Origin of the sequence: Kitasatospora purpeofusca (assembly GCF_034043715.1) — a bacterium.
Classification (GTDB): domain Bacteria; phylum Actinomycetota; class Actinomycetes; order Streptomycetales; family Streptomycetaceae; genus Kitasatospora; species Kitasatospora purpeofusca_A.
This window is the reverse complement of the sequence record NZ_JAXCLC010000029.1, coordinates 1-21,612: the sequence shown is the minus strand read 5'-3', so window position 1 is coordinate 21,612 and position 21,612 is coordinate 1. Positions and strand designations below refer to the sequence as shown.

Here is a 21,612-nt window from a genome sequence, read left to right as displayed (position 1 = left end):
AAGTTAGTTTTATCCAGGGAGCGCGGCCCCGGCCGGGTAGCTCCAGGCCCGTTCCACCGACCCGTCCCCTGCTTGTCCCCCACCCCGTCCCCCGAACCACCTTGGAGACGAACCCCATGACCCACCCGTTCGACGTCGTCGAGACCGGTATCGCCGACCTGCGGGCCGCGCTGGAGACGGGCCGGACCACCGCGGTCGGCCTGCTCGACGCCTACCTCGCGCGGATCGCGGCCTACGACCGGCCCGGCACGGCCACCGCGCTCAACTCGCTCGTCGTGATGAACCCGGACGCCCGCGCCGACGCCGAGGCCGCGGACGCCCGCCGCGCCCGCGGCGAGAGCCTCGGCCCGCTCGACGGCATCCCCTACACCGCCAAGGACAGCTACCTCGCCAAGGGCCTGACCGCCGCCGCCGGCTCCCCGGCGTTCGAGCACCTCGTCGCCCAGCGCGACGCCTTCGCGATCGAGCGGCTGCGCGCCGCCGGCGCCGTGCTCATCGGTCTCACCAACATGCCGCCGATGGCGAACGGCGGCATGCAGCGCGGCGTCTACGGCCGCGCCGAGAGCCCCTACAACGCCGACTGGCTGACCAGCGCCTACGGCTCCGGCTCCTCCAACGGCTCGGGCACCGCCACCGCCGCCTCGTTCGGCGCGTTCGGGCTCGGCGAGGAGACCTGGTCCTCGGGCCGCGCGCCCGCCTCGTACAACGCCCTGTGCGCCTACACCCCCAGCCGGGGCGTGATCTCGGTGCGCGGCAACTGGCCGCTCGTCCCGACCATGGACGTCGTCGTCCCGCACACCCGCACCATGGCCGACCTCCTCGAACTGCTCGACGTCGTCGTCGCGGACGACCCCGACACCCGCGGCGACCTGTGGCGGACCCAGCCCTGGGTGCCGATCCCCGCCCCGTCCCAGGTCCGGCCGGATTCCTACCCGCAGCTCGCCCCCGCCGACCCGGCGGCGGCCCGGGCGGCGCTCGCCGGCAAGCGCGTCGGCGTGCCCAGGATGTACATCAACGCCGACCCGGACGCCGGGACCAATCCCGAGGGCGGCATCGGCGGCCAGACCGGCCGGCGGATCGACACCCGCGCCTCGGTGATCGCCCTGTGGCAGGACGCCCGCCGCGACCTGGAGGGCGCCGGTGCCGAGGTCGTCGAGGTCGACTTCCCCGTGGTGACCAACTACGAGTCCGACCGCCCCGGCGCGCCGTCCCTGAAGACCCGGGGGCTGATCGGCCCCGACTTCCTCGACCGCGAGATCCTCGACCTGTCGGCCTGGGCCTGGGACGACTTCCTGCGCGCCAACGCGGACCCCGCCCTCCCGAGCCTCGCCGAGGTCGACGCCGACCGCATCTGGCCCAAGCACCAGGGCGAACTGCCGGACCGCTACGCCGGCTTCGACGACAGCATCACGGACTACCCGCGCCAGGTGCGCGAGCACCCCTACGCGTCGGTCACCGAGATCCCGCTCCTGGAGCAGGGACTGCGCGGGCTGGAGGAGACCCGCCGGATCGACCTGGAGCAGTGGATGGACGGACTCGGCCTGGACGCCGTGGTCTTCCCCGCCGTCGCCGACGTGGGGCCGGCCGACATGGACGTGAACGAGGCCTCCGCGGACCTCGGCTGGCGCAACGGCGTCTGGGTCGCCAACGGCAACCTCGTACCGCGCCACCTCGGCATCCCGACCGTGACCGTGCCGATGGGCACCATGGCCGACATCGGCATGCCGGTGGGCCTGACCTTCGCAGGCCGCGCCTACGACGACACCGCACTGCTCCGGCTCGCCGCCGCCTTCGAGGCCACCGGCGAGCGCCGCACCACCCCGCCGCGCACCCCGCGCCTCCCGGCGGCCTGACGGGCCGGGGGCGCCGGTCCCGCCGGGCCGTTCGCGGCCGGGCGGGACCGCCTCGCGGCGCGTTCGCGCCCCGGTGGCAGCCGAGTTCGCGAAAACGCTGACCGGCGGGCGCGGTCCGACGATGATGTCCTGGCGGGAGTGCACTCGGCTGGGGGCGGGCGGGATGTCGGACCAGGAGGACGGCGGGCTCGACGACGGGCTCGACGGCGGGCGCCCGGACGGGCACCGGGACGAACGCCGGGACGAACGCCGGGACCAGCACCACGTCACCCACAGCACGGTGCGGGACAGCGAGGTGCACGGCCACGTCTTCCAGGCCGACCGGATCACCGTCCACATGTCCGCGGCGCCGGCGAGTGAGCCCGGGAGCGGGCCCGGGGGTGAGCCCGGGGGTGAGCCCGGGGGTGGGCCCGGGGGTGAGCCCGGGAGCGGACACCCGACGGGGGAGGCCCATTTCCACGTCCACGGCGCCGACACCACCGCTCGGCGCGGACCCTCGTGGCCGCTGGTCGGCTGCCTGCTCGCCCTGGCCCTGGCCGCCGTCCTCGCGCTGGTCCTGACCCGGGGCGGCCTGTCGTGGGCGCCCGCTGCCCGGGTCGGGGTCGCGGGCTTCGCCGTCGCCGCCTCGGTCGCCGCCTGGCTGGAGCTCCGCGCGGCACGGGCGCGGCGACGGCGGGCCGCAGTGCCCCCGGAACGCCTGCGCGCCGCCGCCGAGACGCTGGCCCGGACACTCGGCGAGCAGTACGAACGCGAGGAACACGCCCTCCGGCTCGACGATCCGCTGCCCATCCAGGTCGGCTGGTCCGAGGGCGATCCACGGGTCGTCGACCAGTGGGTGCACGTCCGCGACGACGCGAAGCGGCCGCTCGACCTGACCGGCCGCTTCGACGACGTGGCCGAGCTGTTCGGGAGGCTGCCCACCGGACGGCTGGTGGTCCTGGGCGGGCCGGGCGCGGGCAAATCGGCGCTCGTCCTGCGGCTGGCCGGGCGCCTCCTCGCCGACCGGGCACCCGACGCGGCCGTGCCGGTGCTGTTCCCGCTCGCCTCCTGGGACCCGCGGCGCCAGCAGGGCCTGTGGCACTGGGCCGCCGCCCGGATCGCCGCCGAGCACACCGACCTCGGCCCCTCCACCGCCGAACGGCAGACGATCGCCCTGGAGTTGATCCGCACCGGCCGGATCCTGCCGGTGCTCGACGGCTTCGACGAACTGCCCCGCCCGGCCCAGCCCGAGGCGCTGGCCCGGCTGCGGGCGAGCCTCGGCGGGCCGGCCAGGTTCGTGCTGACCAGCCGGATCACCCAGTACGTGGCCGCCGTCGAACTCGGCGGCGCCGTCCTGGACGGCGCCGCGGTCGTGCGCATCCGGCCGCTGTCCGTCGCGGAGGTCAGCGCCTACCTGCCCCGCACCACCCGCCTGGTGCGCGGCGACGACGGCTACGCCACCAAGTGGGACCCGGTCCTGGAGCGGCTGCGGGACACCTCCGGGGACCCGCCGGCGCGCCGGTTGCGCTCCGTCCTCAGCACCCCGCTGATGGTGGCGATGGCCCGCGCCGCGTACAGCGGCACCCGGGCCGACCCGGCCGAACTGCTCGACCCCGGCCGCTTCCCCGACCGCGCCTCCGTCGAGGAGCACCTCTTCGACCGGTTCGTCCCCTCCGTCTACGCCGTCCCCCTCGAAGGTCCCGGCCACGCCGGCGCGGCGCCCGGACCTGACGAGGCGCAGGTCCGTCGCTGGGCCGGCTGGCTCGCCGCCCACCTGCGCGACTCGCAGTCCCAGGAGCTGTCCTGGTGGCGGCTGGACGAGGCGGTGCCGCGACCGGTCCGGGCTCTCGGTACCGCCGCCGCGGCGGCGGTCGCCGCCGTCACCGTGACGGCCCTGGGCGTCGGGGAGCTGCCGTACGTCCACCTGCGGGTGGGCCTCGCGTTCGCCCTGTTCGCCGCCCTCGCCGTGGTGTCGGATTGGGTCCTCGTCGCCCCGGAGGGCCTTCCCGAGCCGCACCGGCTCCCGACCGGGCGGGAGTACCGGCAGCTGCTGCGCGAGCGTGTGGCGCGGAGCGTCTCGCCGTACCGCTACGGGTGGCTGCTGCTGGCGGCGGCCGGCACCGCGGCCGCCCTCCGCTGGCACTGGCTCACCCCCTGGATCCTGTCGGCCGTCGGGGCCGTCGTCACCGGGGCGACCGTCATGGGCGCCCTGCACTCCGCCCGCCGACCCGCCGACCCGGCCGCGGCGGCCGACCCGCCGGCCCTGGTGCGCGCCGACCGGGGCGCCGCGTTCGTCACCGGCGTGCTCACCGCGCTCAGCGGCCACGACCGCCAGGCCGCGGTGCGTACCGTGCTCAAGGTGCCGCCCCTCCTGCTCGTCTGCTGGGCGATGTCGGGCGGTGGAGGGTCCGTGGACCTCCGGGACCTGGTGCGCACGCTGGCCGGGACGGTGCTGGCGGCGGCGGTGTACGGCGTCGCGGTCTCCGCCTGGGGCCGGTACACCGTCGCCCGGTGCTGGCTGGCCGTCACCGGGAAGCTGCCGTTCCGGCTGATGCCGTTCCTCCAGGAGGCCCACCGGCACGGTCTGCTCCGCCGGAGCGGAGGCAGCTACCGCTTCCGGCACATCGAACTGCGCAACCGGCTGGCGGGTCCGCGGCCCACCCCGGCGGCCCGGCCGGCCGGGCGACGCCGCGGCCTTCTCGGCCGGGTGTGGGCCGCCTCCCGCTCGGCGCCCGCCGCGGCGGCCACGGCGGGCCTGCTGTTCGTCGTGCAGATCGGCACCATGAACGCCCTCGGCGCGCCGGGGCCCTACCTCGCCCTCCCGGACGCCTGCGCCCTGCTCTCCGCGGAGGTGCTCAAGCCGGTCATGACCGCGCCCGTGGTCTGGCAGACCGCGCCCGACACCTGCCACGCGATCGACGACGCGCCCTTCGCGCCCGCGACCCGGGTGTCCCTGACGACCCACGTCGAGGGGCCCGGACGCGGTGACAGCGCCCTCGGGAAGGCCCGCACCGGCTACGGCGGCTGGCTGCGAACGACGCGCGCCCTCGCTCAGCCCATCGACCGGCAGCCGTACCGGAGACGCGGCCCCGACACCGAGGTGTCCTGGGCCGGCGCCGTGGTCGGCAACGTCTACCTGCGTCTGTACTACGAGGAGGAGTTCGGCGGCGACGACCGGACGCCGGCCGCGGCCGAGGCCCTGCTGGGCGAAGTCCGGCGCCGGGCCTCGCTCGGTCCCGCCCCCGCATCGGGAAGGCCCTCTCTCGACGCCCTGCCCGCCCGGAAGCCGCCGGCCGGCAGCCGCTTCACCGCCTACCACGACGTCGCCCCGCAGGCCGTCGCCGGGGCGACCTGGTCCCCGGCGGACCCGTCCTACCTCTGGGCCTTCGAGGCCCTGCCGTTCGTGATGCGCGCACCGTCCGCCATGGACTGCTTCTACGAGTGGCGCACCGGGCCCGAAGTTGTCCGGTTCCGGTGCGGGTACGACCGGCGAGGGGGATCCGGTTCGCACTTCGCCCTGGTCGTCGAACTGCGGTGGTGCGCGACGAAGTGCACCCGCCGGGATCTGGCGGCCCTGGCCGCCACCCCGGCCTGGTCCGGGCTCGGCCCGTGGGCCTGGCACGACGCCTGGGCGCTGCGCTCGGAGGCGGCCACCGGGCCGGTCTACCGGCTGAACCTGCTGCGTGCCTTCACCAACGGCGGCACGGACTACTTCCTGGGTGTGCGCGGCACGGTCTCACCCGGGCGCGCCGCTACGCTCCAGAAGGTCGTCAACGACATCTACACCCAGACCGGCGGCCGTCCGCCGAGCTGAGACCCGCCCTACGGCCAGTCACCGCGGGCCGCGACGGCCAGGACCAGGGCGGCGATGTTCCAGGCGTCGTCGTCACCCCGGTGGTGGCGGCCCTCCAGGGGGAGGCCGGCCACGGTGAGGGCCTCGGCCATGCCCGGTCGTCGGCGCAGGCCGTAGGAGGAGGTGAAGGCCACCTTCGCGTTGGTGTGGCGGTGGCCGAAGGGGTACTCCGCGCCGGTGCGGCGGCACTGCCGGGTGAACTGGTTCCGGTCGTAGTCGCCCCAGCTGGCCCAGGGCGTCCCACCGGTCCGGTGCAGGGCCGCCAGCGTCCGGCACGCCTCGGCGAAGGAGAGGCCGCCGGCCACCTCGGCCGGGGTCAGCCCCGTCAGCGCGGTGCAGAACGGGCTCACCTCCGACCGGGCCGGGCGCACCAGCAGGCGGTGCTTGGCGAGGCGCTCGCCCGCCCGCAGGTCGACCACGGTGAGGCCGATCTCGATGATCTCGCTCACCTGGCCGGGCGGTGGCTGCCCCTCCCAGCAGGTCGCCTCGACATCGACCACGTTCAACAGGCGCACGTTGACATCCATGGGACCGACCGTAGGGACTGCCGCGGCCTGCGGTCATCCGGTTTTCCGGGCCCGGCAGGCGGGCTCGTGCCAGACGGTGCGGACGACCCTCGCGTCCCGGGTGAGGTGTTCGCTGGACCACGTCCCGCAGCAACCGCCTGTCCGGCGCGGCCGGGCCGGGACCGGGGGTCGCGCGGCGCGGGCCGGCAGCACGGGGGTGGGCACGGCGGCGGGGGCGGCCGGCCGACGGCGTCGTCGTCGACGGTTGTCCTGAGGTGTCGTCATGCCCGGGGCTCTGCCCACGCCCGACGGGTACCGAACCCGACCTTCACCCGAACGGCGCAGCGGCGCCGACGGCGGCAACCGGGTCCGGCGGCTCGCCGTCCGACCCGCGGGGCCCTCGGTACCCCGTGCTCCGCGGGGTACCGAGGGCCTTCACCGTGGCTCGCCGGAGCTTGCCCGGGGCGCTCAGCCGGTGGCGGCGGCTGCCGGTGGCGCCTTGGTGCCGGTGGCCGAGATCTCGGCCGCGCTGGTCCAGGGCCCCCGGCCGCCGGCCTCGCCGAGCGCCCGCAGCCTGAGGTAGCGGCCGGACGCGGCGGTGAAGGACACCTGTTGGGCGGCGGCCGTGTCGGCGAAGGAGCCGGTGGCCACCGGGCTGCCCCAGGCGGTGGTGCTGTCGGAGACGTACACCTCGTACCGGCCGATCCGGCCGTTGACGCCGCCGTCCTGCCGGGGCAGGTAGCCGAGGCCGTCGACGGCGTAGCGGGCGCCGAGGTCGATCCGGATCTCGTGCGGCAGCGGGGCTGCGCCTCCCGACCACTGGGTGTGCCAGATCGTCGCGGGGTCGCCGTCGACGGCGTTGGCGGCGGCGCCGTTCTCGCCGGCGGTCTCCTGGCTGTCGGCGGCGAGGACCTTCCACCCGGTCCGCGGGATCGGCGCGGACCTCGTGCCGACCGGGGTGCCGGGCGGCGCGGTGATCCCGGCGGCGGTCACGGTGAACGCCTCGGACCGGCTGCCGGCCTTGATCCACAGGACTCCGGCGCGGTCGGCCGGGTCGTAGTACCAGCCGCTGCTCGCGCTGTCGTAGGCGGCCTTGCCGCCGAGGGCCGGGAGCGGCGCCCCGCCGACCGACACCGAGGCGGGCGCGCTCGCGCTGTGCACGGTGAACTCGTAGCCGCGCGTGGCGGCCTTCCCGGTGTAGCTGCCGTCGGCCGCGCCGACACTGATCACGGCGTCACCCCGGCCGGCGGCCGGCGCGTGGACGTCGACCCGCTGCCGGGCGTAGGCGCCGTCCTGGTACGCGCGGGTCAGCCCGTCGTCCTCGTAGAGGCTGAAGGTGGAGTCGCCGCGCGGGTAGACGTCGTAGGTCAGGGTGGAGACGGCCTTCTCGCCGGTGTAGTTCATCTGCGGCCACATCGGGACGATCGCGCCCTGGCGGACGAACAGCGGCAGGGTGTCGAGCGGGGCGGCGTAGCCGTCGAGCCAGCCGGGGCCCTGGTAGACCTCGCCGCTCCAGTAGTCGGTCCAACTGCCGGCCGGCAGGTAGATCCCGTTGCGGACGGCGGTGTCGCTGACGACCGGTGCGACCAGGAAGGAGTCACCGGCCATGAACTCGCCGGAGGTGGCGTTGCCCCGGGCGACCGGGTCGTCCGGGTACTCCAGCACCAGGGCCCGGGTGGAGGGCACGCCGGTCTCGTTGGCGGTCCGGCCCATGGTGTAGAGGTACGGCATCAGCCGCATCTTGAGCTGCAGGTACTTGCGGTTGATCGACGCGTAGGGCTCGGCGAACCGCCAGGGCTGCTTGTCCTGGTACCCGGCCGAGGGATTGGTGGCGCCCCAGCCGGACATGGTCATGAAGGCCGGGGTGAAGGCCTTCCACTGGAGGTCGCGGACGTAGGTCTGCGGGCTCCCGCCGAAGATCCCGTCGATGTCGCCGGAGGCGTAGTTGAGGCCGGACAGGCCCGCGCCGGCGATCGAGGGGACGTGCCAGCGCATGGCGTCCCAGGTGCCGCTGGTGTCGCCGGTCCAGACGACGGCGTTGCGCTGGGTGCCGGCCCAGCCGTCGACGGTCCAGACGAACCGGCGGGCGTCGGAGTTGTCCTCGATGCCCGCGACGGCCTGCTTCACCCCGTCGAAGGCGTACTTGTAGCCGCTGCCGATCCAGGCGACGTCGGTCTTGACGGCCCGGGAGCCGGCCGTGCCGACCTCGTGCTCGATGCCGGAGAGGCCGGTGGAGGTCCACAGGCCGGTCCGGAAGCCCTTCTCGTTCAGGGCGGCGACGGTGGACGGCAGGTCGGTGTAGCCGCAGCCGTAGCCGTCGTTGGGCAGGATCCAGCCCGAGGGCATGTCGGCGGCGCGGGCGTCGGCGGCGTAGCCGACCACGTCGGGTGTGGTCCGGTGGCGGGCGCGGTCGTGGTCGCCCTGGTAGTCGGGGTTGGAGGCGTTGAAGCAGTCGGCGTTGCCGAGTTCCAGGCCCCAGGCCGGTGCGAGGAAGGGCTTGCCGGTGACGTCGGTGTAGCCGTCGAGCACGTCCTTGAGCGAGCTTCCGGCGAAGTACCAGGCGTCGAAGCGCTTCTCGTCGTGGCTGAGCGCGGTCGGGGCGCGGAAGTCGTACGAGCCGGGCGCCCAGGTGTTGCGCATGACGCCGTAGCCGTTGGTGGACATGTAGAACGGCGCCGGGCTGGCGTTGGTGCCCTCGGTCCACTTATTGGAGACCGCGACCGGGACGGTCCGGTCGCGCAGGGCCCACTCGCCGAGGTGCAGGCCGGTGCCGTAGAACTGCTCGTCCGCGGCGCGGCCGAGGTACTGGGTGGTCCGGCCGGCGCTCCAACTGGTCGGCCGGTCCTCGGCCCACACCAGGGTGGTGTCGTCGGCCCGGTAGAGCGCGAAGGTCAGCGGCTTCTTGTTGATCCGCAGGCTGATGGCGGGGGTGCCGATCCGCCAGTACGCGCCGGCGTCGGTGAGGGTGGCGCCGACCGTGCCGAAGGAGGTGGTGGTGGCGAGGTCGGAGCCGGCCGGGTCGTCGGTGAAGGAGCCGTCCGGGGAGAGCCAGATCCGGAACACGTCGGCGCGGGCGACGACGATCCGGACGGCGGCGGCGCTGGACGTCCGGACCGTGAAGGTGTCACCGGCGCGGGTGACGGAGGCGGCGTTCCCGGCGGTCGCGGCCCGGGCGGGAAGGGCCGGGCCGAGCGCGGTCAGCAGGGCCCCGAGCAGGGTCAGGATCAGGGCGGCGGCCGTCCGGCGGTGGCGGACGGCCCGTGTTCGGCGGGTGGGTGGAGCGGCGGCAGCGCTCACGCTGTCCTCCTGGGGAGGGAGTGAGGGAGGCCCGCGCGGCGGTGGGCCGCAGGCCGGGGAGGGCGGTGCCCCGCCATGACAGCAAGGGTCATGACATGTCGTCAAGTGCTTGAACTGAGGCTTGTTTGAGCATTATTGAGCAGTGATTTGCAAGTCGCGAGCAGGAGCGGCGGCGGCGGAACGACCGGCGGCCCCCGGCGGACCGCGACGGTCCGACGGGGGCTGGGGGTCCGGTCGGTGGGCCGGCGGCCGCTACCGTGTCACTCGGTCGCCTTCCGGTCCCGAAACCGGGCGAGCCGTCAGTATTCCGAGCAGTCGGGTGACTTCGGCCGCCACGGCGGCCCGGCCCGCGCCGAGGTAGACCCGCGTGTCGACGAGCGCCGCGTCGGCCCCGAGGGCCGCGCGCACCGCGCCGGTGAACGCCTTGTTGAGGTGGGTGGCGATATTGATCTTCGTCATGCCCCGCGCGACCGAGGCGGCGAGGTGCTCGTCGTCCACCCCGGAGGAGCCGTGCAGGACGAGCGGCACGGGGACGGCCGCGCGCAGTTCGGCGATCAGCGCCAGGTCCGGGCGGGCGTCGCGGGTCAGCATCGCGTGCGAGGTGCCGACGGCCACCGCGAGGGCGTCGACCGAGGTCGCCCGGACGAAGGCCGCCGCCTCCCCCGGATCGGTGCGGGCGCCGGGGGCGTGGACGCCGTCCTTGCCGCCGACCTCGCCCAGCTCGGCCTCCACCGCGACTCCCGCCGCGTGGCACCGGGCGGCGACCTCGGCGGTGGCGCGCACGTTCTCCGCGTACGGCAGCGCCGAGGCGTCGAACATCACCGAGCCGAAGCCGAGCCGGACCGCCTCCTCCACCAGGTCCACCCGGGTGGCGTGGTCGAGGTGGACGGCGACCGGCACGGCCGCCGCCCGGGCCACGGCCACGGTGGCCGCGCCGACCGGGCCGAGGCCGCCGTGGTAGCGCACGGCGTTCTCGCTGATCTGGAGCACGACGGCGGTGCCGGCGGCCTCGGCGCCGGCCACGATCGCCTCCGCGTGCTCCAGTTGGATGACGTTGAACGCGCCGACGCCGTGGCCGTGTCGGACCGCGTGGGCGAGGATCTCGCCGGTTCCGGTGAGGGGCATGGTGGTGGCGGTGGCCTTTCTCACGAATCCCACGAATCTCATGGGACTGAGGAATCTCATGGATCTGACGGAGCGAAGCGGGGTTCAGGGGTGAGTCCGGCGGCGCCTCAGCCCGCCAGTGCTTCAGCGCAACAGTGCTTCAGGGCGCCAGGGCCTCGACCTCCACCAGCCCGAGGAGGCGCGCGCGGGCCGCCGGGTCGAACCGGCCGGCCAGCGCCGCCGCCACGGTGGCGGCGGACAACGCCGCCGCCTGGCGCAGCCGTTCGGGCCACGGCGTGCCGTCGACCAGCCCGGCGGCGAGGGCGGCGACGGCGGAGTCCCCCGCACCGGTCGGATTGCCGGACAGCCGCTCGGGCAGCCGGGCCCGCCAGCGCCCCTCGGGCGCGCAGGCGAGCAGTCCGTCGGGGCCGAGCGAGGCCACCACCGCCCGGGCGCCGGCCGCCCGCAGCGCCTGCGCGCCGGCGAGCGGGTCGTCGGTGCCGGTGGCGGCCGCGAGTTCGGCCGCGTTCGGCTTCACCAGCGCGGGACCGGCGCCGAGCGCGGCGAGCAGTGCGGGCCCGGCCGTGTCGAGCACGGCGGGGACGCCGTGCCGGTGCGCCGTCAGGACCAGTCGGCGGTAGGTGTCCTCCGGCAGCGTGGGCGGCAGGCTCCCGGAGAGCACGACCGCCTCGGCCCCGGCCAGCAGGCGTTCGTAGCGGACGGCGAACTCCTGCCACTCCCCCGCGGTGACGGCGGGTCCCGGTTCGAGGTAGACGGTGGTGTCGCCGTGGCGGCTCTCGACCACCGCCACCGTGCGTCGGCCCTCCCCGGCCAGCGGGACGAGGTCCTCGGCGATCCCGGCGGCCGCCAGCTCCGCGCGCACCGCCCGGCCGGTGCTCCCGCCGGCCAGTCCGGTCACCAGCGCGGGGCGGCCCAGCGCGGTGAGCACCCGGGCGACGTTGACGCCCTTGCCGCCGGCCTGCTGGGTGACGGTGACCCGGTTGCTGCCGTGGCGGACGACCTCGGGCAGCCCGTAGGTGATGTCCAGGGCGGTGTTGAGCGTGACGGTGAGGATCATCGGGGCCCGCTCTCCGTGCGGCCCGCCCCCGGGCCGGGCACGTATCGGGCCCCGGATCCGGGCCCGAAGCCCGGCACGGCTCCGTACACGGCTCCGGCCGCGGCTCCGGACACGAGGTCCTCGGCGAGCAGCCCCGCGCCCAGGCAGCCCGCGTACGGGCCCAGTTCGGCGGCGACCAGTTCGGGGGCGGGACGGAAGGTCAGCCGGTCGGCGAGGCCCTCGCGCAGCGGCTCCAGGAGGGAGTCCCCCGCCTCGGCCAGCCCGCCGCCGATCACCAGCCGTTCCAGGTCCAGGAGGGTGGTGAGGGCGGCGAGGGCGTCGGCGAGGGCTTCGGTCGCCTCGGTCCAGATCCGCAGGGCGGCCGGATCCCCGGCCACCGCCATGGCCCGGACCCTCGCGGCCGTGACGCCCCGGGCCCCGGTGGCCTCGGCGTACCGGCGGCTGACGGCGGCGGCCGAGGCGAGGGTCTCCAGACAGCCCCGGTTGCCGCAGCCGCAGGGGTCGCCGCCGGGCCGGACGACCTGGTGGCCGAGCTCCCCGGCGAAGCCGCGGGCCCCGGCGTGCGGCCGGCCGCCGATGACCAGGGCGGCGGCGATCCCGGTCCCGACCGCGACGAAGGCGAGGTCGCGGCAGCCCCGCCCGGCGCCGAGCCGGCTCTCGGCCAGGCCGCCGGCCCGCACGTCGTGGCCGAACGCGACCGGAAGGCCGAGGAGTTCGGACATCCGGCGGCGGACCGGCAGGTCGCGCCAGCCCAGGTTGACGGCGAGGGCGCAGACGCCGGCCTCCTCGTCGACCAGCCCGGGGACGACCAGGCCGGCCGAGGCGACCGGCAGCCCCCGCCCGGCCGCGTCGGCGCGCAGTTCCTCCGCGCAGGCCAGGACGGTGTCCACGACGGCGTCCGGGCCCAGTTCGGCGCCGGTGGGCCACCGCCGGGTCGTCAGCAGCCGGCCGTCCTCGACCAGTCCGCCCTTGACGTGGGTGCCGCCGACGTCGAGCGCGATGACGGTCATGGGCCGGCCGCCCCGCCGCGTCGCCCGCCGGGGAGCGGGGCGGTCACGGCCGGTCCAGGATGATCGAGCGGGTCAGGTTGCGCGGCCGGTCCGGGTCGAGGCCGCGGGAGACGGCCACCTCGACGGCCAGCCGCTGGGCCCGCACCAGGTCGGCGAGCGGGTCCAGCGGGGAGACCGAGACGGTGGCGCCCAGGGCCCGGACCTCGTCCTCCAGTCCGGCGGGCGGGGCGCCGAAGAACCAGACGGCGCTGGTGGGGGCGGTGACGCTGACCGGCCCGTGGCGGTACTCCATCGCCGGGTAGGACTCGGTCCAGGAGGAGGATGCCTCGCGCACCTTGAGCGCCGCCTCGTGGGCGAGGCCGCAGGTCCACCCGGTTCCGAGGAAGGTGAACTGCTGTGCGGTGGAAGCCCCTTCGGGCAGCGGCTCGGCCAGCGCCAGTTCGGCCTGGCCCGGCAGGTCCGCGGGGGCGAGCCCGAGGCCGGCGCGCAGCAGGACCAGCGCGGTGGTGGCGAACCGGGTCTGCACGACGGACCGCTCGTCGGCGAAGTCCAGTACCACCAGGGAGCGGGCGGCCCCTGCGACCGGGGTCGCGCCGTCGGCGGTGACGGCGACGGTCTCGCCCGAGGTCACCCGGCCGAGCGCCTCGACCACCTCGGTGGTGGTGCCGGAGCGGGTGATCGCCAACACCCGGTCGTAGCGCCGCCGGTGGGGGAACTCCGAGGCCGCGAAGGCGTCGGTCTCGCCCTGTCCGGCGCCCTCCCGCAGGGCGGCGTAGGCCTGCGCCATGTACAGCGAGGTGCCGCAGCCGATCACCGCCACCCGCTCGCCCGGTTCCGGCAGTCCCCGGGGTGTCAGATCGAGTGCGCGCCGCCAGCAGTCGGGCTGGCTGGCGATCTCCACGTCCACATGGCTCATGACTGTCCTCCAAGCGGTGCTGCTCAAATATGCTTGATTTATAGACCTTCGAGCCAGCTTTGCGCAATATCGATCACCAGTGTGCAGCCCTGGGCGCCGTCGGGACCGCTCGTTCCGCGCGGTGGGGGTCAGAGCGTCAGGCGGTCGTGATCAGGGGGTGGTGATCGGGGTGAAGCGGTCGCCGCCGGTGATCCACTCGCCGCGGCGCATGACGGCGACCAGGTCGTGGCCGGTGGAGTCGACGACGACGAGGTCGGCGAGCTTGCCGGTCTCCAGGGTGCCGATCCGGTCGGCGAGGCCGAGCAGCCGGGCCGGGACGGTGGAGAGCGACTCCACGGCCTGGTTCAGGCTGAGGCCGTTGACCGTCACGGAGCGCTTGAAGGCGACGTCCAGGGTGAGGGTCGACCCGGCGATGGAGCTGCCGTCGGTGAGCATCGCGACACCGTTCCTGACCTCGACCTGGAGTGGGCCGAGGGGGTAGAGGCCGTCGCCCATGCCGGCCGCGCCCATGGCGTCGGTGATCAGGGCGACCCGGGAGGCGCCGGCGGTGCCGTAGGCGAGGTCGAGCACGGAGGGGTGGAGGTGGACGCCGTCGTTGATCAGTTCGACGGTGACCCGCTCGTCCTCCAGCAGGGCCACGATCGGGCCGGGCGCGCGGTGGGCGATGCCGGGCATGGCGTTGAACAGGTGGGTGGCGACGGTGGCGCCGGCGCCGATCGCCTCCAGGGTCCTGGCGTAGTCGGAGTCGGTGTGGCCGACGGCGGCGATGACGCCCAGGTCGGCGAGCATCCGGACCGAGTCGAGGCCGCCGGGCAGTTCGGGGGCGAGGGTGACCATCCTGGCGTGGCCGCGGGCGGCGTCGACGAGTTTGCGGACCAGGGCCGGGTCGGGGTCGCGCAGCAGGTCGGGGCGGTGGGCGCCGCAGCGGTTGCGGGAGATGAACGGGCCCTCGAAGTGGACGCCGGCCACGATGCCGTCCTCGGCCAGTTCGGACAGGACGGCGGCCTGGCGGGCCAGGTCGTCGATCTCGCCGGTGACGGTGGAGGCGACCGTGGTGGTGGTGCCGTGCTCGAGGTGGGTGCGGGCGGCCCGCAGGGCCTCCTCGGCGATACCGGAGGCGTAGGAGGCGCCACCGCCGCCGTGGACGTGCAGATCGACGAAGCCGGGCACCACGGTGTACCCGGTCAGGTCGAGATCGCCCGGCGTGGCGGTACCACCGAGGCCGGCGATGATCGTCCCCCCGATCGAGAGCCGGCCGTTCTCCACGACGCCGCCGGGCAGGACCAGCCGGGCGCCGGACAGTGCGAGTCGGTCCGCGGTCACGCGGTCACCTCCGGAAGAGGACGCGGGCCGCCACCCTCCCGCCCCGCCGGTCGGATCATGGGCAGCGGGCGGTGGTCGGCAGCGCGTCGATCGAAACTGTTCGCTGTTCGGGGTACTTTAATCAGTTCCGAGCAACTTGGCCCCAGGGTCGACTTGTCGCATACCTGCCGCCCCGCCAGCGCCGAAGCGCCGTTCCCCGGTTTCCGAAGCCGCCGCTGCGGTACGGACCAAGCCTCGTCTAGACTCCCCGACATGCTCAAAGCTGACCGGACCGCCAAGATCCTCGCTCATGTCACCGAAGCGGGGAGCGCCGACGTGCACGCGCTGGCGGAGCTGCTGGGCGTCTCCACCGCGACGGTCCGCCGCGACCTCCAGGAGCTCCACGACCAGGGTCTGCTGCACCGCACCCGCGGCGGCGCGGTGACCGGCACCGTCAATCTGGAGCTGCCGCTGCGCCACCGGCACGGCAAGCGGCAGGCCGAGAAGCGCCGGATCGCCCTGGCCGCCGAACGCCTGGTGCCGGAGGGCGCCGTGGTCGGCCTGACCGGGGGCACCACGACCAGCGAGCTCGCCCGGGTGCTCGCCGAGCGCGGCGGGGTCACCATCGTGACCAACGCGGTCAACATCGCCGCCGACCTGATCGTGCGGCCGGAGATCCGCCTGGTGGTGGTCGGCGGCATCGCGCGCTCGGCCAGCTACGAGCTGGTGGGCCCGGCGGCCGAGCGGATGCTCTCGCAGTACCACCTGGACGTCGCGTTCATCGGCGTCGACGGCCTCACCGCCAGCGAGGGCTGCACCACGCACGACGAGATGGAGGCCCACACCGACCGGGCCTTCCTGCGCAGCGCCGCGCGCTCCGTCGTCCTGGCGGACAGCAGCAAGGTCGGGCTGGTGACCTTCGCCGCGATCTGCCCGCTGACGGACATCCACGACCTCGTCACGGACGACGGACTGACCGGCGCACAGGAGAAGGCCGTCACCGGCTGCGGCGTGCGCGTGCTGCGCGCCTGAGCCGCCCGCCCGATCCCGCCGCCCGACCCCGCCCGACCCGCCCGCCTCCGTTCCGTTGACCCCGGCCCGTTGGCCCCCGGCCCGGACCCGCGACCGCCCGCGGCCCGCCGCCGGGGGCTTCGGCGTGCGCGCACCCGAGGCGGGAGTGCCCAGGTGCACACTCCGTGCTTTTGCACCCCTTGCAAACAAATTTGAGCAGAGCGCCGCGGCCTGCCTCGCCACCCGTTCCGGCTCCGCCGCCTGCCGGCCGACGCGGGTTCCCGTCGGCCGCCGCCGCGGCAGTTCGGACCAGTCCGACGCCTCAGACCTGGGCCGACACCCGATCTGACGGTCCGTCGGAGCTTCCCGCCGGGAGCGATCGAGCCGTCCGGCAGGCGGCGCGTCCGCAACGGTCCGGTAACAGCAACTAGACCGCCCGGCGCCCCTCGTGAATACTTCCGTGCACAACGGGCACTTCGCATTTGCGCGAAACTGGCCATCTTCAAGCACAATCAAGCAGCCATGGCCGGTTGCCCGCCCGTTGGACAGCCGACAGGTGCACGGAGCGGCGGCCTCCCCCAGCCCCCGCGACGCACCGGTGCGGTGCTCGGCTTCTGCACTCCCAGGAACGAACCCGCTCCCTCGCACGGGTTCGCAGGACGAAGGCGGTACACGGCCATGAACAAGCGACTCCTCGGCATCCCCCTGCTGTGCGCCACCGCGGCACTGACGCTCACCGCGTGCGGCAGCGGCGGATCCAGCGGCTCCGGCGGCGGGAGCGTCACCCTCAAGCTGGTCGCGGCCGACTACGGCGACAAGGCGTCCAACAGCTCCAAGGGCTACTGGGACAGCGTCGCTGCCGCCTTCACCTCGGCCCACCCCGACATCAAGGTCGACGTCCAGGTCATCAACTGGAACGACATCGACAAGCAGGTCAAGACCATGATCCAGAGCGGGAACGTCCCCGATGTGCTGCAGACCGGCGGCTACGCCGACAAGGTCGCGGACGACCTCCTCTACAAGGCCGAGGACGTGCTCTCCACCGCGACCCGGGCCAATCTGATCGCCACCTTCGCCGACGCCGGCAAGGTCAAGGACACCCAGTACGGAATCCCGTTCGTCTCCTCGGCCCGTGCCTTCTTCTACAACAAGGCCGTCTTCCAGCAGGCCGGCATCGCCCAGCCCCCCACCACCTGGGACGAACTCAAGGCCGACGCCGAGAAGATCAAGGCGAAGGTGCCGGGCGTCGTCCCCTACGCCCTGCCGCTGGGCCCGGAGGAGGCCCAGGGCGAGAGCATGATCTGGGAGCTCGGCAACGGCGGCGGCCACACCGACCGCAGCGGCGCCTACACCGTCGACAGCCAGGCCAACGTCGACACCTTCAGCTGGCTGAAGGCCAACCTGGTGCAGCCGGGCCTCACTTACGCCAATCCCGCCTCCACCGACCGCAAGACCGCCTTCGCCGACTTCGCCGCCGGCAAGACCGCCATGCTCAACGGCCACCCCTCGCTCATCTCCATGTCCACCGAGGGCAAGGTCGACTACGGCGTGGCCCCCGTCCCCGGCAAGGCCGGGCCCCTCAAGTCCACCCTGGGCGTGGCGGACTGGACGATGGCGTTCAAGAAGAACGGCCACGCGGCGCAGATCAGGACCTTCCTCGACTTCGCGTACGCCAAGGAGAACACCCTCAAGTTCGTCGAGACCTACAACCTGATGCCCGTCACCCAGGACACCCTGAAGGAGATGAGCACCGGCGGCAAGCACAAGGACCTCGAACCCTTCTTCGCCCTGCTGCCCGGCGCCGCCTTCTACCCCCTGGGCGACACCGCCTGGGACGCGGTCTCCGCCGAACTCAAGAAGGGCATCGGCTCCGCGGTCGCCGACGACCCCGCCAAGGTCCTGGGCGATCTGCAGAAGAAGGCCCAGGCCGCGGTCGCCGGGAAGTAGCCCGCCCGCGCCCCCGGTTCCACGGCACCGCACCCGCTGTTCCCGCCGCCCGGCCGGCGGAGCCCCAGACGCCCGGAAGGCACCCTCGTGTCCCTCAAGTCACCTTCCCCACAAGCCCGGAGGGCCGGCCGACGCCCGCCCGCCCGCTCCCGCACCGCCCGGCTCGGCCCGCTGCCGTGGATCGGCCCGGCCGTCCTGCTGATCGTCCTGGTGGTCCTGTGGCCGGTCTACGAGATGATCCGCACCTCCTTCCTGCGGATCAGCACCAGCGGCTTCGTCCGCGGCTCGGCCGGCCTCGACAAGTACCGCAAGCTCTTCGACGAGCCCGACCTCGGCCGGGTGCTCGTGCACACCGTGGTCTGGACGCTGGCCGTGGTCGGGCTGACGATGCTGCTCTCCCTGGCCCTGGCCCAGCTCTTCGACCAGCGCTTCCCCGGGCGCCGCTTCACCCGCTGGGCGCTGATCGCGCCCTGGGCGGCGTCGGTGCTGATGACCTCCATCGGCTTCAAGTGGATGCTCAACCAGACCTCCGGGGTGCTCAACACGCTGCTCGCCGACCTGGGGCTGACCGACGGGCCCCGGGACTGGCTCGGCGACCCGGGCACCGCCTGGCCCTGGATGATGCTGGTGGCGGTCTTCGTCTCGCTGCCCTTCACCACCTACACCCTGCTCGCCGGCCTCCAGACCGTTCCCGCCGAACTGCACGAGGCGGCGCGGGTGGACGGCGCCGGCGCGTTCCAGAGCTATCTGCGGATCACCCTGCCGCTGCTGCGGCCGGCCTTCCTGGTCGGCCTGGTGATCAACCTGATCAACGTCTTCAACTCCTTCCCCGTGATCTGGGGCATGACCCAGGGCGGGCCCAACAGCGACACCGCCACCACGACGGTGTTCATGTACCAGTTGAAGAACACCGACATCGCCGAGTCGGCCGCCATGTCCGTCGTCAACTTCGCCCTGGTCGTCCTGATGGTCCTCCTCTTCCTCAGGGTCAGCCGGTGGAACCAGGAGGAGAACTGATGTCGCATCAGGTCCTGCTCAGGGCGCGGCGCGAGCCGATCCGCCCCCGCACCCTCGTCGTCACCGCCGTCGCCTGGGGACTGGCCGCGCTGTTCCTGCTGCCGTACCTGGAGATGGTCGTCACCGCCGTCCGGCCGGCCGACGAACTACGGGACGCCACCTATCTGCCCAGCCACTTCGCCTGGTCCAACCTCATCGACGTCTGGCGGGACTCCACCCTCGGCGCCAACCTCCGGGTCACCCTGCTGGTCGCCGGCGGCTCCACCCTGCTGGCCCTCGCGGTGGCCCTGCCGGCCGCCTACTGCACCGCCCGCACCCGCTTCCGCGGCCGCAAGCTCTTCCTGCTGCTCGTCCTGGTCACCCAGATGTTCCAGCCGACGGCGCTGCTGGTCGGGCTCTACCGCGAGTTCCACCAGCTCGACATGCTCAACTCGGTGTGGACGCTGATCCTCTGCAACGCCGCGTTCAACCTCGCCTTCACCATCTGGATCCTCACCGCCTACATCGGCTCCATCCCGGTGGCGCTGGAGGAGGCCGCGATGCTCGACGGGCTCGGCCGGTTCGGCACCCTGCGGAAGGTGGTGCTCCCGCTGGCGATGCCCGGCATCGTCACCGCGGTCATCTTCACCTTCATCTCCGCCTGGAACGAGTTCGTGATGGGCCTCACGCTCTCCACCCAGCCCGGCAGCCAGCCCCTGACCGTCGGCATCAACGGCTTCGTCGGCAACTACACCGTCCAGTGGAACTTCCTCTTCGCCGGCTCCGTGATCGCCATCCTGCCGGTGGTGGTGCTGTTCGCCGTCATCGAGCGCCACGTCGTGTCCGGCCTCACCGCCGGTTCGGTCAAGTAACCGGGTGCGCTGCTCGCGCCGAGGTGCCGAGGACCGCGGCCCGAGTCGGCGCTACGCTGCGACCTGCGGCCGCAGTACGATCCTCAGTCGGCGCACACCGATGATCAACGGTGGTTCGCACCCGTCTCCACGGCGCGTCGGGGCCGCGCGGCGTCCGCCGGCCGCCCCCTGTCAGGAGGACATGTGCAACGTGGCGAAGTCTGGTGGGTCGAGTTCGACGAGCGGCGGCCGGTCGTGCTGCTGTCGGGAGGCGACGCGTCCGGGATCCGGGTGATGCAGGTCGTCGCTCCGGCGGGCGTCGACATCAGCGGTCTGGGCCTCGAAGTGGCGATAGGCGCCGTCGAAGGGCTGCCCTTCGACGGCGTGCTGCGGTTCGCGTTCCCCCGTCCAGGCTTCACCCCTTGCACGTGGCTGACCACCGTGTCCCGGGACGATCTGATCGAGCGGGCGGGTGCCCTGTCCTCCGCGAAGCTCAGCGAGATCGAGGATGCCCTCCGCCTCGGTGGACTCGGGTAGGCCGAGAAGGAACGGACGCCCCCGATGACGTGGTCGATCCCGTCCAGATGATCACCCCGGCATCGCCCGAGGAGCCCGGGGCTCGGCGGCTCGCGCCCCAGCCGGTCCCAGCCGTTCGCCCCGCGCCGTTACCGCGCCGTTCCTGCGGGCGACCTCCCCCGGTCGCCCGCCTCGGCCGTCCAGTGGAGCGGGCCGACCGGCGGCGTTGCCCGAAAGGGCCACGACCGGTCGGCCCGGCTGGTCCCACGGGTCGTCAGGTGGTCGAATCTCTTCGCACGTCCGGGCCGACCGCCCGGACGGCGTCCGATTCCGATGACTCGTCCGTCCAGGAGAGACATGCCTTCTTCGGCCCACCACCACCGGACCACCGCCGGCATCGTGGCGCTCAGCGCGCTCGCGATCACCTGCGGCACCGCCGTCGCGGGCAGCTCCGCCACCGCGGCGGCCACCGTCCTGTGGACCCCGAGCACCAGCAAGGGCCCTTCCTCCTTCGCCGGTGTGCAGTGCGCGGAGGGGAAGTTCGGCGTCGTGAAGGACCCGGCCAAGGGCAGTGTCTGGCGGGCCTTCCAGGCCGCGGGCGAGGAGCGCTGCGAGACGCTCGGCCCGGACCTGAAGGAAGGTGCGACCTTCTACCTCGGCTGGTCCTCCAAGCTGAACATCAAGGACTCCAACAGCCGCTACGTCTTCCAGCTCAAGTGCTCGCCGAGCACCAACACGGCGAACCACCCGATCGAGATCGACGCGACGACCGGGCGCATCCGCCTCCAGGAGTGGGACACCGACCACGTGGCGCACACCCTGTGGACGGCGCCGACCAGCAACAACCAGTGGCACTCCTATGCCCTCAAGATCCGGCTCGGCCGCACCAACGGCACCATCGACTTCTGGTTCGACGGTGTGAAGCAGACCTTCAACAACGGCTCCGGCACCTTCAAGGGCACCACCTGGGACGGTGACCGCAACTACCTCAAGTGGGGCTCCTACCACCCGTCCCCGGGGAACGCGACGAACACCTTCACCAGCCCGATCATGGCGACCACCCTCCAGGCGGCCACCGCCGGCTCCTGACGGGAGACGCGCCCCCGGGGCGTCCTCCTCTCCCCCGCCCGCCCGTCCGGCCCCCGGAACGCAGTTGGACCTGCGCTCTTCCGGGGGCCGTTCGCGTACAGCGGGTGACGGCGTGGGGCGCGGCGGGTGAGGGCTGTGGCCCGGACCACCCGGCGCCGCCGCCGGACCCCGCCCGGCACCCCGATTCCGGCACCCCCCGCACCCGGGCCGCCACGCCCCGTCGACCGTGTGCCCGGCCTCACAGGCCCCCCGACGTGGCCCGGGCCACTTCCACCCTCCGTTCGATCTTGAAAATCGGGACATT

15 protein-coding genes are annotated in these 21,612 nt (G+C 73.9%); 8 read left to right on the top strand and 7 right to left on the bottom strand.

The window, feature by feature from the left end; all coding sequences use genetic code 11:
* Positions 1-116 precede the first annotated feature (116 nt).
* Positions 117-1,853, top strand: coding sequence for an amidase (locus tag SM793_RS16930; RefSeq protein ID WP_320439016.1), 1,737 nt, complete (start codon positions 117-119; stop codon positions 1,851-1,853).
* A gap of 163 nt (positions 1,854-2,016) precedes the next feature.
* A complete protein-coding gene (locus SM793_RS16925) occupies positions 2,017-5,646 on the top strand; it encodes an NACHT domain-containing protein (protein ID WP_320439015.1) in 3,630 nt (1,209 codons plus the stop codon).
* A gap of 8 nt (positions 5,647-5,654) precedes the next feature.
* Here SM793_RS16925 and SM793_RS16920 read toward each other — a convergent pair whose 3' ends face one another.
* The 7 genes from SM793_RS16920 to nagA form a co-directional block, all read right to left on the bottom strand.
* Entirely contained in the window at positions 5,655-6,212 is a 558-nt protein-coding gene (locus SM793_RS16920; RefSeq protein ID WP_320439014.1) for a 3'-5' exonuclease, read from the bottom strand.
* Between the two features lie 447 nt (positions 6,213-6,659).
* A complete protein-coding gene (locus SM793_RS16915; RefSeq protein WP_320439013.1) occupies positions 6,660-9,488 on the bottom strand; it encodes a TIM-barrel domain-containing protein in 2,829 nt (942 codons plus the stop codon).
* A gap of 252 nt (positions 9,489-9,740) precedes the next feature.
* Positions 9,741-10,613, bottom strand: coding sequence for a class II fructose-bisphosphate aldolase (locus SM793_RS16910; protein WP_320439077.1), 873 nt, complete (start codon positions 10,611-10,613; stop codon positions 9,741-9,743).
* Between the two features lie 139 nt (positions 10,614-10,752).
* Positions 10,753-11,670, bottom strand: a complete 918-nt coding sequence (locus tag SM793_RS16905; protein WP_320439012.1) for a hexose kinase — start codon at positions 11,668-11,670, stop codon at positions 10,753-10,755.
* A complete protein-coding gene (locus SM793_RS16900; RefSeq protein WP_320439011.1) occupies positions 11,667-12,680 on the bottom strand; it encodes an ROK family protein in 1,014 nt (337 codons plus the stop codon). The genes SM793_RS16905 and SM793_RS16900 overlap by 4 nt, the downstream gene beginning before the upstream one ends.
* Before the next feature lie 43 nt (positions 12,681-12,723).
* Positions 12,724-13,596 carry a sugar isomerase gene (locus SM793_RS16895; protein ID WP_320439010.1) on the bottom strand — a complete coding sequence of 291 codons (873 nt, stop codon included), beginning with the start codon at positions 13,594-13,596 and terminating at the stop codon, positions 12,724-12,726.
* 150 nt (positions 13,597-13,746) lie between these two features.
* On the bottom strand, positions 13,747-14,919 hold the full coding sequence (gene nagA, locus SM793_RS16890) for an N-acetylglucosamine-6-phosphate deacetylase (protein WP_320439009.1): 1,173 nt from the start codon (positions 14,917-14,919) through the stop codon (positions 13,747-13,749).
* Between the two features lie 252 nt (positions 14,920-15,171).
* Between nagA and SM793_RS16885 the strand changes: the two genes are divergently transcribed.
* The 6 genes from SM793_RS16885 (at position 15,172) to SM793_RS16860 (ending at position 21,308) form a co-directional block, all read left to right on the top strand.
* The gene (locus tag SM793_RS16885) at positions 15,172-15,930 is read left to right on the top strand and encodes a DeoR/GlpR family DNA-binding transcription regulator (protein ID WP_320439008.1); all 759 of its coding nucleotides are present in this window, start codon (positions 15,172-15,174) and stop codon (positions 15,928-15,930) included.
* A 657-nt stretch (positions 15,931-16,587) separates the two neighbouring features.
* Positions 16,588-17,856: an extracellular solute-binding protein gene (locus SM793_RS16880; protein ID WP_320439007.1), complete on the top strand. Its 1,269-nt coding sequence runs from the start codon at positions 16,588-16,590 to the stop codon at positions 17,854-17,856.
* A gap of 87 nt (positions 17,857-17,943) precedes the next feature.
* Entirely contained in the window at positions 17,944-18,873 is a 930-nt protein-coding gene (locus SM793_RS16875; protein ID WP_320439006.1) for a sugar ABC transporter permease, read from the top strand.
* Complete coding sequence (locus SM793_RS16870) at positions 18,873-19,724, top strand: carbohydrate ABC transporter permease (RefSeq protein WP_320439005.1); 852 nt, start codon at positions 18,873-18,875, stop codon at positions 19,722-19,724. Before SM793_RS16875 ends, SM793_RS16870 begins: the two co-directional genes overlap by 1 nt.
* A 183-nt stretch (positions 19,725-19,907) precedes the next feature.
* Complete coding sequence (locus SM793_RS16865; RefSeq protein ID WP_320439004.1) at positions 19,908-20,240, top strand: type II toxin-antitoxin system PemK/MazF family toxin; 333 nt, start codon at positions 19,908-19,910, stop codon at positions 20,238-20,240.
* A gap of 336 nt (positions 20,241-20,576) precedes the next feature.
* Positions 20,577-21,308, top strand: a complete 732-nt coding sequence (locus SM793_RS16860) for a heparin lyase I family protein (RefSeq protein ID WP_320439003.1) — start codon at positions 20,577-20,579, stop codon at positions 21,306-21,308.
* The last annotated feature ends 304 nt before the right edge of the window (positions 21,309-21,612 follow it).